Source organism: Uliginosibacterium silvisoli, assembly GCF_036017035.1.
In the GTDB taxonomy this organism is placed as follows: Bacteria; Pseudomonadota; Gammaproteobacteria; order Burkholderiales; family Rhodocyclaceae; genus Viridibacterium; species Viridibacterium silvisoli.
The window spans coordinates 655,313-667,598 of sequence record NZ_JAYXHS010000003.1 but is presented as its reverse complement, the minus strand read 5'-3'; the positions used below and the strand labels follow the sequence as shown (position 1 = coordinate 667,598).

Annotated in this window: 12 protein-coding genes; 1 reads left to right on the top strand and 11 read right to left on the bottom strand. The window is 61.3% G+C overall.

Features of this window, described 5'->3' with window-relative positions; translation table 11 throughout:
• Nucleotides 1–21: 21 nt before the first annotated feature.
• The 8 genes from VVD49_RS17750 to VVD49_RS17715 form a co-directional block, all read right to left on the bottom strand.
• Nucleotides 22–744 (bottom strand): energy transducer TonB, encoded by a 723-nt coding sequence (locus tag VVD49_RS17750; RefSeq protein ID WP_327600549.1) that lies wholly within the window; start codon nt 742–744, stop codon nt 22–24.
• 19 nt (nt 745–763) lie between these two features.
• On the bottom strand, nt 764–1,444 hold the full coding sequence (locus VVD49_RS17745; protein ID WP_327600548.1) for a Fe2+-dependent dioxygenase: 681 nt from the start codon (nt 1,442–1,444) through the stop codon (nt 764–766).
• A 69-nt stretch (nt 1,445–1,513) separates the two neighbouring features.
• Nucleotides 1,514–3,712 carry a TonB-dependent receptor gene (locus VVD49_RS17740; protein ID WP_327600547.1) on the bottom strand — a complete coding sequence of 733 codons (2,199 nt, stop codon included), beginning with the start codon at nt 3,710–3,712 and terminating at the stop codon, nt 1,514–1,516.
• Between the two features lie 354 nt (nt 3,713–4,066).
• The gene (locus VVD49_RS17735; protein ID WP_327600546.1) at nt 4,067–5,044 is read right to left on the bottom strand and encodes an isopenicillin N synthase family dioxygenase; all 978 of its coding nucleotides are present in this window, start codon (nt 5,042–5,044) and stop codon (nt 4,067–4,069) included.
• 5 nt (nt 5,045–5,049) lie between these two features.
• Nucleotides 5,050–6,024: an ABC transporter substrate-binding protein gene (locus VVD49_RS17730; protein ID WP_327600545.1), complete on the bottom strand. Its 975-nt coding sequence runs from the start codon at nt 6,022–6,024 to the stop codon at nt 5,050–5,052.
• Nucleotides 6,025–6,086: 62 nt separating this feature from the next.
• Nucleotides 6,087–6,863 carry an ABC transporter permease gene (locus VVD49_RS17725; protein WP_327600544.1) on the bottom strand — a complete coding sequence of 259 codons (777 nt, stop codon included), beginning with the start codon at nt 6,861–6,863 and terminating at the stop codon, nt 6,087–6,089.
• Nucleotides 6,860–7,642 (bottom strand): ABC transporter ATP-binding protein, encoded by a 783-nt coding sequence (locus VVD49_RS17720; protein ID WP_327600543.1) that lies wholly within the window; start codon nt 7,640–7,642, stop codon nt 6,860–6,862. The genes VVD49_RS17725 and VVD49_RS17720 overlap by 4 nt, the downstream gene beginning before the upstream one ends.
• Before the next feature lie 96 nt (nt 7,643–7,738).
• Complete coding sequence (locus VVD49_RS17715; protein WP_327600542.1) at nt 7,739–8,785, bottom strand: ABC transporter substrate-binding protein; 1,047 nt, start codon at nt 8,783–8,785, stop codon at nt 7,739–7,741.
• Between the two features lie 351 nt (nt 8,786–9,136).
• On the opposite strand from VVD49_RS17715, the gene ypfJ reads away from it, so the two are divergent.
• Nucleotides 9,137–10,003: a KPN_02809 family neutral zinc metallopeptidase gene (gene ypfJ, locus VVD49_RS17710; RefSeq protein WP_327600541.1), complete on the top strand. Its 867-nt coding sequence runs from the start codon at nt 9,137–9,139 to the stop codon at nt 10,001–10,003.
• 73 nt (nt 10,004–10,076) lie between these two features.
• On the opposite strand, the gene VVD49_RS17705 is transcribed toward ypfJ, so the two are convergent.
• The 3 genes from VVD49_RS17705 to VVD49_RS17695 are packed head-to-tail and all read right to left on the bottom strand — an operon-like array spanning nt 10,077 to nt 12,265.
• Complete coding sequence (locus VVD49_RS17705; protein ID WP_327600540.1) at nt 10,077–10,805, bottom strand: amino acid ABC transporter ATP-binding protein; 729 nt, start codon at nt 10,803–10,805, stop codon at nt 10,077–10,079.
• Between the two features lie 51 nt (nt 10,806–10,856).
• On the bottom strand, nt 10,857–11,522 hold the full coding sequence (locus VVD49_RS17700) for an amino acid ABC transporter permease (RefSeq protein WP_327600539.1): 666 nt from the start codon (nt 11,520–11,522) through the stop codon (nt 10,857–10,859).
• Between the two features lie 8 nt (nt 11,523–11,530).
• Entirely contained in the window at nt 11,531–12,265 is a 735-nt protein-coding gene (locus VVD49_RS17695; protein WP_327600538.1) for an amino acid ABC transporter permease, read from the bottom strand.
• Nucleotides 12,266–12,286 lie beyond the last annotated feature (21 nt).

Sequence of the window (12,286 nt, the reverse complement as noted above, 5' to 3'; positions counted from 1 at the left end):
TTCCTTGTACGGATCGTTTTGTTAATTGAGAGAGAGTTCAAACACGACGGGCACACGCAGCCAGCCGGTATAGCCTTGCTTGCCCTGACGCAGCGGGCACACCCAGCTGCTGGCAATCGTTTCGCGCGCCGAGCGATCGAGTCGCGTATGGCCGCTGCTCTTTTCCACTTCCACACGCAGCGGGCGACCGCGTTCATCGACCTGCATGCGCAGCAACACCGAGCCTTCTTCGCCCAGCGTCTTCGACGCCGCGGGGTAGACCGGTTGCGGGCTCTGCGTGCAATCGACGCTTGGCTTCAGGTTCGGATCGATCGGCGGAGCAGACGCCTGCACCGCCTGGGGCTGTGGCGCAGGTGCGGGTGGCGTCGGTGGGGCAGGCGGAGTTTGCGGCGCCTCGACGGCCGCTGCAGTGGTGGCCGGCGCCTGGATCATCGGCGCTTCCACCGGCTTCACCTGCTGTGGCACCGGCACGGCCTTCTGCACCGGCTCCGGCTTCTTCTTCGGCGGCTCTTTCGGCTTCTCTTGCGGCTGTTTCTGCTCAGGCGCCTGCTGGGTGGGCACCCACTGAACGCTCAAGACCGGCGGTTCGATCTCGGCCGGTGCGCGCAGTTTCATGGCCACCAGGAAGCTGCCGGCCAGCACGTGCAGCCCCACGACGCCAATCAGCGTGCCGTAGCGTTGCGGCCAGGCGCTGTGTTCGTGGTGGACGACCGGTGGCCGGATGTCTTTGAGGGTGCTGCTCATTGTCATGTTCATGTAGGGGTCAGAGCTCGGACCACATCCTTAGCAGGTTGTGGTACGTGCCGGTCAGGGCAACGAGGGGCTCGGTGTCGCCTTGTTGCTGGCGCAGGGTGGCGATGGCGGCGTCCATGTTGAACAGCAGTTCGCGCTGGGCGTCGTTGCGCACCATGCTCTGGATCCAGAAGAAACAGGCCTGACGCTCGCCGCGCGTAACCGGCGTGACACGGTGAAGGCTGCTCGAGGGGTAGATCACCATGTCGCCAGCGGGCAGCTTGACGCTGTGCTCGCCGAAGGTGTCCTGCACGATCAGCTCGCCATCCTCGTAGTCGTCCGGCTCGTTGAGGAACAAGGTCGCAGAGATGTCGGTGCGTACATAGCGGCTGCCGTCCGGTACGAGACGCACAGCATTGTCCACGTGGGCACCGAATTTTTCGCCGACACCGTAACGGTTGAACAATTGCGGATAAACCGAACGGGGGAGCGTCGCCGAGAAGAACAAGGCATGGCGCGACAGGGCGGTGCCAACGATGGCGCGGCACTCGGCCATCTGTGGCGCGCTCTCTGGCAGCTGACGATTCTGCTTGGCTTTGGCCGCTTGCGTGCCTGCGGTGATACGGCCGTCCGCCCACGGGGCTGCGTCAAGCAGTGCGCGCAGGCGGGTGAGTTCTTCTGCGTTGAGGACGTTCTCTACGTGGATCAGCATTGCATGTTTCCGGAAGTGACCATGCCCGCCATTGTGGGGCGGGCATGGTGACTCGACCATTGTTGTAGATCAGAAGCGGATGGTGGTCGTCAGTTCGAAGTTACGACGCGGGCCTGCAACCGCCCAGCCGTTATAGATCTGCGGGTGGTAGATCTTGTCGAGCAGGTTGTTCGCGTTCAGCTGAATGGTGTAGCTCGGCTGTTCGTAGGCCAGCATTGCATCGTACTTCACGAAGCCCGGTGCGTAGTTGGTCGAACCGATCGCGTAGTTGCGCCTGGTTTGACCATCGCCACCAAAACCGACGCTCCAGTTGGGCACGAAGTCGTAGATCATCCACACGGAGCCGCTATTGGTCGGCGTGTTGGCTGCGGGCTGGCCGAGGTTTGCCTGGGCATTTGGCGCGTTGCCGACGGCATCAACCTTGGACCACATGTGCGCGAAGTTCGCGAAGATTTCCAGTTGCTTGGTGATGTGGCCCGTTGCTTCCAGTTCCCAGCCGCTGGTGTGGCGCTTGCCCGACAACAGATTGCCAGCACCCGCAACGGTTGCGGTGTCGGTGCTGCGCTCATGCAGCTTGGTGGACTTGAACAGTGCTGCACGCAGCGACAGATCGCCTTCGAACAGCTCCCACTTTGCGCCGATTTCCTGGTTGAGGCTCTCTTCTGGCGGCGTGTTGGCACCAACCTGGTCGTAGCTGTAAGCGTCGCCCGAGGTGTTGAACGAGGTGCTTTGCGAGATGTACAGGTTGAGGTTAGGCGTCGTTGCCCAGATCAGGCCGAGGCGGTAGCTCCAGTCGTTGTCTTCGCGCTGGTAGCGCGTGGGCGCAGCCATCGAGCCAGCCTTGTAGTCGCCGTAGAAACGGTCGAAGCGCCCCCCAATCAAGGCCTTCCAGTTCGGGATGAACTCGATGTTGTCCTGCAGGTAGAAGCCCTGGGTGTAGGCGTCGAAGTAGTTGTAGTTGGTACGCGTCATGTTGTAACGCGTCGGGATCACTGCTTCCGTGTTCGGATTGCCGACCGTGGTAGCTGGTTTGTTGGTTGGCGTGCCGACGTAGCCGAAGCGGTCCGACGATTCCTTGCCGATTTCGACACCGGCCAGAGCTTCGTGCTTCATGCCGAACAGGTCGAAGCGCGAGGTCAGGTCGGTTTGCCAGAACATGTCCTGGTCGTTGGCGCCGCGTGCCGGTGGGCTGGCACGGTTGACCGTGTTGGCGCCCGTTACGGGTGAGCCGACGACGGAGAGTTGTGTCGCCCACAGGTCACGCTTGAACTCGCCGTAACGGAAGGCGCTGCGCACCTGGGTCTTGTTGCTGAAGCGGTGGATGTATTCGACCGTTGCGAGGTCTGCCGAGTCGGTCTGGTAGTCGCTCTTCAGGCCGTAGAACTTGTCGGAAGCGTCGTCGTAAGGACGGCCACCGACCCACGGGAAGGCAAAGTTCGGCGTGTTGTCGTAGTTCAGGTGGTAGTAGCTGATGCCGAGCTCGTCGCTCGTACCAATCCCCCAGCGGAAGCTCGGTGCAATACCGAAGCGCTTGCTGTCGGCGCCCTGTGGCAGGCCGCTGTCATTGGTGTACATCGTGTTGAGGCGGAAGGCCGAGGTTTCGCCCGTGACCTTGTTCAGATCGAGAGTGCCACGGTAGTAGCCCCAGTCGCCCAGCGAGAGGCTGGCTTCGTTTTCGTCTGCCAGGTAAGGCGTCTTGCTGACCTGGTTGATCACGCCACCGGACGAGCCGTGGCCGAACAGCATCGAGGCCGAGCCGCGCAGCACTTCGACGCGTTCGAGGTTGAACACTTCGCGGTTGTACTGGGCGATGTCGCGCATGCCGTCGAGGAAGATGTCGCCGTAGGAGATGAAGCCGCGCAGGTTCAGGTTGTCGCCGATACGGCCGCCTTCACCGGAGTTGAACGAGATGCCGGAGACGTGTTGCAGGGCGGAGGTCAGGCTGTCGTTGCCACGGTCGCTGATCAGCTTGGCCGGGACGATGGTGATCGACTGCGGAATATCCTTGGGCGCTTCATCGGTCTTGCCGACGCGCGTGGTTTCCGTCTTGTACTGGGTTTCGGAAGAAGGCTTCGAGGTATCGCGCTGGGCCTTGACGACCACGGGCGCTACGGTTGGCTCGTCAGACTTGGCTGGTGCCGTTGCGGCAGGCACGGGAGCGACTGCGTCAGCTGCAAAGGCTGGCGTGATCGCCGATGCGCCTGTCAGCAGGGCCATCATCATGTGCGATGGCGCTTTCCCCCGGGGGTACTTCGAGTGCTTGATCATTTCTTCTCCGTCAGAACGAATTAAATGCCGACCCTCGTCGCGGTAAACCCGCAATTCTCGTCGGCACCCACAATTTGATTTTGCGAATTGTTCTCATTTGTAACAGTTTTGTCAACGCGAATTATTCGCATTTGTGTTGTGTCAGTTGCAAAGATGCTGAATTGGGCTATGGAGACGGGAAAGACGGCAGAGGAGAGGGCGAGGCTGGAGCAGGCGAAGAAAGGCCGACAGGTGTGGGGGCCGCAGGGCGGAACGCCTCCGGCGGTTCCGCCAGCCGCCGGGAGGCGGCTTTACGCAAGGTGCGCATGGGCCCTGACCCGGCGGAACCTCCTGCGGAGTTCCGCCTTACCCCAATCAGGCGACGGGCAGGCCGTAGGATTGGCGATACATCAGGTCGAGATGCTCACCTGCCGAGCGGGGTTCGAAGCGTGGCGAACCGTCTGGAGGCATGAAAGCGGACAGGCATTCCACGCGGGCGTGGTAGTCCAGGTCCATGAAGAAGGGCACGGAGTAGCGATGACGATGGGGTGAGCGGTTGCGCACGCGGTGCAGGTTGGAGTGGTACGCGCCATTGGTCCAGATCGGCATCATGTCACCGATGTTCACGACGAAAGCGCCAGGCATGGGATTGGCATATAACCATTCGCCGCTCGCTGCCTGCACTTCGAGGCCGCCCGTTTCGTCCTGCATAAGGATCGTGACTGCACCCCAGTCGGTATGCGCGCCGCAACCGATCTGGTTGTTCACGATCTCGTCGGGCTGCGGCGGGTAGTGGACCATGCGCAGCGTCGCCATCGGATCGACCAGCAGGGGCGCAAAGTGGTCCGGCGCCAGGCCGGCAACGGTCGCGAAGATATTCATGAGTACTTCGGCGATGCCGCGCGCATGCTGGAAGTAGCTTTCGCAGAAAGCGCGGAAGCCGGGCAGGACGTTTTCGTCGGGCCAGACGTTAGGACCGTAGTTGGGCAGGCCGGCCTGCACGTATGGATGATCCTCGCCTGTGCCATGACCGATCAGGAACGACTCCTTGAGGTCGGGCGGCGAATCGAAATCCAGCGACTGGAACGCGAAGGGCTCGTAGCCGCGCCGCGAATGACCGACGAGCATGTCGCGCTTGACGCTGTCCTGCAGCGCGAAGAGTCGCTCCGCCTGCGTCAGCACACCCTGCATGCGCTCGACGGGCATGCCGTGGCCGACAAGATAGAAGAAGCCGATCTCGCGGCAGATGCGGTCGAAGCGCGCGGCCACGCCGGCCTTGTCGCTACCGTCGCGCCATGGGCCGATATCGAGGATCGGCGTGAGCGCGCGTGTCGGGGCTACATAGGCAACCATGCTGATCAGGGCGTCGGCAGGCCGCTGACGAACTTCAGCGTGTAGGCCTGCTTGTAGTCGGTCGTGGCTTTGAGCAGGCCGAACTTGACCATCACGTCGGCGGTCTGTTTCCAGCGTGCATCCGTCATGACGCCCAGGCCGAGCTTCGCCGCATCGCCGCCGGTGACGATGCCGTATTCCTTCATCTTGGCGATGCCGAAAGCCAGCTGGGCATCAGTCATTTTCGGATCGTCCTTCTTGATCAGCGCGTTGCCCGGCGCCGGGTCTTTCAGGTAGCTCACCCAGCCTTCGGCCGAGGCCTTGACGAAGCGCGCCAGCACGTCGCTGCGCTTGTCGACGGTGGCGCGCATGGTGACCAGCGTGTCGGCATAGGGCGGGTAGCCGTAGTCCGCCATCAGGAAGATGCTCGGCTTCACGCCGCCCTGTTCCATCGCGTAGGGCTCGGAAGTGATGTAGCCCTGCTGGGCCGATTTCTTGTCAGCCAGGAAGGGTTGGACGCTGAAGGAGTAGGGACGCTTCTGCGCGTCGTCGAAGCCGTGCAGCGACCTCAGCCAGGGCCAGAAGGTCGTGTCCGCCGCCGATGACAGATAGATCGTACGGCCCTTCAGCTCTTCGAACTTCTTGACGTCTGGATAGGCGAGGATAGCCTGCGGGTCTTTCTGGAAGAAGGCCGCGATTGTCGTCACCGGCACACCTTGCTCGGAAATCAGCAGGGTCTGGAAGTCGTAGCCGAGGAATACATCGATCACGCCGCCGGCAAGCATCTGCACACCGTTGACCTGCGGGCCGCCCATCTTGATGGTGACGTCGAGGTCGTACTTCTTGTAGATGCCCGTGGCGAGCGCTTGATAGAAGCCGCCGTGCTCGGCTTCGGCAAACCAGTTGGTACCGAAGACGAGTTTGTCGGCTGCGTGCGCGCTTGGCGACAGCACCAGCAGCGCAAGCAGGCTCCGGAAGATGCAACGCAGGGATCTCGACATTTTCAACCTCTCGCGGATGACGGGTAGATGGCGGCCTCTGCGTGCCTTCAGGATTCAGTGCGCTACATGGCGCTGGCTTGCCCGCGGTGCGCCCAGCGCGTCAGACGACGCTCCAGCAGCGCGAACAGCTCGTAGGTGATCACGCCCATGGCGCCGATCACGATCAGGCCTGCGAAAACCAATGGCATGTTCATCGAAGAGCTGGCGCTCATCATCAGGTAACCGATGCCCAGGTTCGAGGCGACCGTTTCCGAGATCACCGAGCCGACGAAGGCCAGCGTGATGGCGACCTTCAGCGAAGCGAAGAAGTAGGGCAGCGAACGCGGGATGCCGACCTTGCGCAGGATGTCGATGCGCGAAGCACCGAGCGAGCGCAGTACGTCTTCCAGTTCGGGTTCCAGCGTCGACAGGCCTGCCGCGACGTTCACCACGACGGGGAAGAAAGAGATGAGGAAAGCTGTGACGATAGCGGGAATCGTGCCGATGCCGAACCACACGACCAGCACCGGCACGAAGGCGACTTTCGGAATGCTGTTGAAGCCGACCATCAATGGGTAGAGCGCCTTGTACACGATGGGCGAGGAGCCTACGATCATGCCCAGCAGGGCGCCGACGACGACAGCGATCGCGAAGCCTGCCAGCGTGGTCATCAGCGTATGCAGGGCATGCATCATGATGGGATCGGCCAGCTCCTTGCCGACCTTCCACACCAGGCTGGGCGAGGGGAACAGGAAGGGCTTGATATCAAAGCCGCGGCAGATGATCTCCCAGCAGATCACCACGAATATCGTCAGCAGCCAGGGCGACAGGCGCGAGACAGTGTTTGCTTTCAGCTTCATGCTGTCTCCCTCACGCGGCCGATGGCTTCGCGCAGCACATGCACATGCGCGGAGAAGGCATCGGTGTAGGTAACTTCGATATCGCGTGGGCGCGGCAGATCGATCTCGCGGCGCACGAGAATCTTGCCCGGCCGCTTGCTCATGACATACACCGTGTCGGCAAGGAATACGGCCTCACGCAGGTCGTGCGTGACGAGGATGACGGTGAAAGGCTGTTGCTGCCACAGGTCGCGCAACATGCACCAGAGTTCTTCGCGCGTGAAAGCGTCGAGCGCGCCGAAGGGCTCGTCGAGCATCAGCAGGCGTGGTTTGTGGATCAGCGCGCGACAGATCGAGGCGCGTTGCTGCATGCCGCCGGACAGCTCCCACGGAAACTTGTCTTCATATCCGGCGAGGCCGACGCGCTTGAGCTGCGCACGCGCCATCTCCTCGTACTCGCCGCGCTTCTCGCGCAGCGTGCTGCGATAGGGCTCGACGATCTCCATCGGCAGCATCACGTTTTCGAGGGTCGTGCGCCAGGGAAGCAGGTTGGCGGCCTGGAAGGCCATGCCGACGATGCCGAGCGGGCCGCCGACCTGGCGCCCATTGACATAGACATATCCCGAGGTCGGCGGCTTGAGGCCCGAGATGAGCTTCATCAAGGTCGATTTACCGCAACCGGACGGGCCGACGACGGAGATGAACTCACCTTCCTTGACGGTGAGATCGATGTCCTGGATGGCCAGAGGACCATCTTCGGAGTAGGCGAGGCTGACATTCTCAAAACGGACAAAGCTCATCGGTCGACACTCACGGGCAGTACGGGGATTCGGGCTCAAGCAACGTGGCGGCGCCGTCGCCGGACATGTCGTCCGGCAGCGGTGCCGCCAGCGGGATTACTTGATCATGCGATCAGCCTTGGCGGGCAGAAAGGCCGAGGTGAACAGATCCTTGGCGTTCGGCACAGACTTGAGGTTGTAGGCCGAGGCCGTTTCGGCCATCGAGCGCTGCAGGCGATCGTCTGTCACGCCACCGAGGCCGTTGGCCTTGGCCTCTGGTGTAGCCACCACGGAAGTCATCGCCATCTTCAGGCGGCGCGTTTCCAGCGGCAGGTCGGCCAGTGCATCGGCGGCCTTCACGTAGGCAGCGGCAGCATCCGGGTTGGCAATCGTTTCCTTGAGCGCCTTGTTGAAGGCACGCAGGAAGCCCTTCACCAGCTCCGGCTTTTCAGCCATGAACTTCGGCGAGGCGATGATGGCATTGCCATACAGCTCGACGCCGTAGTCGTTGTAGAGCATCACATTGAGTTCGTTCTCTTTCACGCCGCGCGCCTCGAGGCTCAGGATGCTGGTGAAGGAGAAGCCGGTGATGGCATCGACTTCGCCACGCGCCAGCATGGTCTCGCGCAGGGCCGGATCAACCGATTGCCACTTCACCGCAGCGGGATCGACCTTGTTGGACTTGGCGAACGCCGGGAAGGCCTTGCGACCGGCATCGAACACCGGCGCGGCAAGCGTCTTGCCGATCAGATCAGCCGGCTTGGTGATGTTGGACTTCTTCAGCGTCACGACGGCGGCTGGCGTGAAGTTGTACACCATATAGACACCCTGGATTTTCGACCCCGGGTTCTGTGCATCGTATTCAGCCAGTGCATTGAAATCGGCAAAGCCCATTTCGTAGGCGCCGCTGGCAACGCGGGTGACAGCACCCACCGAGCCCGAGCCGCTATCAACCGTGACGTCGAGGCCTTCAGCGGCGAAGTAACCCTTGGCCTTGGCCAGCAGGAAGGGGGCTGACGGGCCTTCGAAGCGCCAGTCCAGCGTGAATTTCATCTTGTACGGTTCGTCCGCAGCGTGGGCATTGGCACCAAGGCCGACAAGTACGCTGGCCAGCAAAGCCGTTGCCGAGCGGCGGAAGAGTTTTGTAAACGTGGATTGCAACATCAGGGTCTCCTGGGGATTCGTGACAGCAAGGCTCAAGAGCAACGCCTATGCCATGCCGAATCAGGAGCGTTAGGGCCACGAAATCAGTGTTCGGCACCAGATTGGCGCATGCTCGGCAATTTCAGGCTTGCTGGGCGCCAAAATGCGGATGTTTTGCGCCTTGGTTTGGTGCGCACACCCAAATCCTTATGGAAAACCTGAAAATGGTTATTTGCAGGCGCCCCGGTTTGTGGCGGCACGCTTCTGGCTAAGACTGGCGGTGGCACTGCCTTGAGGCGAAGGCGGTATCGCCTGGCGGTGCCCTCGTAATGGGCTTGGGGCACAATAAGCGTCTATCCAGGAGGCCGAATCATGCGTTTTGACGACGACAGTGAAAGCAGCAATGTGGATGATCGCCGTGGCGGTGGAGGCATGCCGCGCGGAGGCACGATCGGTATCGGCACCGCCGTCCTGGCGCTGGCCGCGTGGTACTTCGGCATAGACCCTTCGATTGTGATCAATGGCAGCCGCGCGTTGCAGCAGAACTCGCAGCAGGAGCAGGGCAGCGGCAGGCCGGTGGATGCCAGTCCCGAGGAGCAGAAGTCAGTGCACTTCGTGAAGGTCGTGCTGAAAGACCTCGAAAAAACCTGGCAGGAACAACTGCCCGCGCAGACCGGTCGCGCCTACGTCGATCCGCGCCTCGTGCTGTTCCGCGGCGCTACCCAGACGGCATGCGGAACCGGCCAGACAGCGATGGGGCCCTTCTATTGCCCGGCCGATCAGAAGGTCTACATCGATCTGGCCTTTTACGACGAACTGCAGCGCCGCTTTCACGCGCCGGGCGACTTCGCCCAGGCTTATGTGATCGCCCACGAAGTCGGCCACCACGTGCAGCAACTGCTTGGCATTTCCGGCAAGGTGCATCAAGCGCAGGAGCGGGCGAGTCAGGCACAGGCAAACGCCTTGTCGGTGCGCCTCGAGCTGCAGGCAGATTGCTTTGCTGGTGTATGGGCCTATTACGCCAACAAGGAGCGTCATGCACTCGAGCCTGGTGATGTCGACGAAGCGATGGCGGCGGCCAAGGCCATTGGCGACGACGCCTTGCAGTCTGCACAGGGGCGCGTCGTACCGGACAGCTTCACGCATGGCACTTCCGAACAGCGCAAGCGCTGGCTGCAGCGGGGCCTCGAGTCCGGCAGCATGGCCCAGTGCGATACCTTCAAGACGCGCGATCTCTGAGTGGTTCGTTTCCCCAAAAACAAAGGCCCCGGTGCGCAATCACCGGGGCCTTTGTTCTGTCAATGCTGGCAGATCAATGCTGCAGGATCTTCGACAGGAACTGCTGGGCGCGTTCCGAGCGTGGCTGGCCAAAGAACTCTTCCTTGCCAGCGTCTTCAACGATCTTGCCCTGGTCCATGAATACCACGCGGTTGGCCACCTTTCGCGCGAAGCCCATTTCGTGGGTGACGACCATCATGGTCATGCCTTCGTGCGCCAGTTCGACCATGACGTCGAGTACTTCATTGATCATCTCGGGATCGAGCGCGGACGTCGGCTCGTCGAACAGCATGCAGATCGGGTCCATCGACAAGGCACGCGCAATCGCCACGCGTTGTTGCTGGCCACCCGACATTTCGCCGGGGAATTTGTTGGCGTGTGCTTTCAGGCCAACGCGCTCCAGCAACTTCATGCCTTTGGCGCGGGCCTCTTCCTCGCCGCGCCCGAGCACCTTGATCTGACCGATGGTCAGGTTCTTGATGATGCTCATGTGGGGAAACAACTCGAAATGCTGGAACACCATGCCGACGCGCGAGCGCAGCTTTGGCAGATTGGTTTTCGGATCATTGATGGCGGTACCGTCTACGGTGATGATGCCTTGCTGGATGGGCTCCAGGCCGTTGACGCATTTGATCAGGGTGGACTTGCCCGAGCCTGAAGGGCCGCACACGACGACGACTTCGCCCTTGCCGATGGAAGTCGTGCAGTCGGTGAGTACCTGGAAGCTGCCGTACCACTTCGAGACCTTGCTGATTTCAATCATTGCGGATTCCCGTATGTCTGGATAGTTGGCAAACGAATTCGAACGCCGTGCTTAGCGAATGATCGCAATGCGCTTGTTGAGATATTTCACGAACATCGACAGCGAGAAGCAGATGGCGAAATACAGGACGGCAGAGAAGAGATACATCTCGACGGGCCGGTTGTAGTTCTTGCCCGTGATCTCGGCGGCTTTGAGCAGGTCTTTGGCGCCGATGGCGTACACCAGCGAGGTGTCCTGGAACAGGATGATGGTCTGCGTAAGCAGCACCGGCAGCATGTTACGGAAGGCCTGGGGCAGGATGACATGGCCCATGGTTTGCCAGTAGCTCATGCCGATGGCGTAACCTGCATTGATCTGCCCCTTCGACACGCTCTGGATGCCGGCGCGCATGATTTCGGCAAAGAACGCCGCTTCGAACAGCGTGAAGGTGATCATCGCCGACTTCTCCGCACCCATGGGTGCGCCGGTGAAGATCGGGATGAGGAAGAAGAACCAGAGGATCACCATCAGCAGCGGGATGGAGCGCAGCGTGTTGACGTACAGCGTCGACACGGTGGCGAGGAATACACCACCGGAGAGGCGCGCCAGCGCCAGCAGGGTGCCGAGAATGATGCCGCCCGTCATGGCCGTGAGCGTCAGTTTCAGGCTGTAGAGCAGCCCGCTCCAGATGAAGGGCAGGCTGAGCGGGATGACGCCGAAATCGAGTGTGCTGAACATGGCGCCCCCTATTTCGCGAGGATGAAGCCGGGCACGTGCGAGCGCTTCTCGATGAAGCTCATCACGCGATTGGCGGCGAGGGCGCAGATGACGTACAGCACGGTGGCGGCCAGCAGGCTTTCAATGACCTGACCGGACTCTTCGACCATCTGCCGCGACATGAATGTCAGGTCCATCACGCCGATGGCAAAGGCCACGGCCGAGTTCTTGAAGGCATTCATGAATTCGGAGGTGAGCGGCGGAATGATGAAACGGAAGGCCATCGGCAAGATGACATAGCGATAGGTCTGCGTCTCGGAGAAACCGATTGCCAGCCCTGCATTGCGTTGTCCGCGCGACAGGCTCTGGATGCCGGCGCGTACCTGTTCGGCAACCCGTGCCGACGTGAACAGGCCGAGCGCCATGACGGCTGTGAAGAACTCCTTGGCAGGCATGTCCTGCTTGACCCACAGCGAGAGATCGTGCGGCAGGAGCTCGGGAACGACGAAGAACCACAGGAAGAGCTGCACCAGAATGGGAATGTTTCGGAACGACTCGACCCAAATGGTGCCGATCAGGGCGAGCGGCTTGTTTTTCACCGTACGCAAGGTGCCCATGATGCTGCCGAGGATGAATGCGATGACCCATGCGCTCAGCGCCACGGCGACGGTCCAGCCGAGGCCGGTGATCATCCAGTCGAGATAGGTCTCGTCGCTTGACGACACCTGTTGGAGGAAGATTCCCCAGTTCCAATGGTAGTTCACGCATTCCTCCCGGAAACTGCT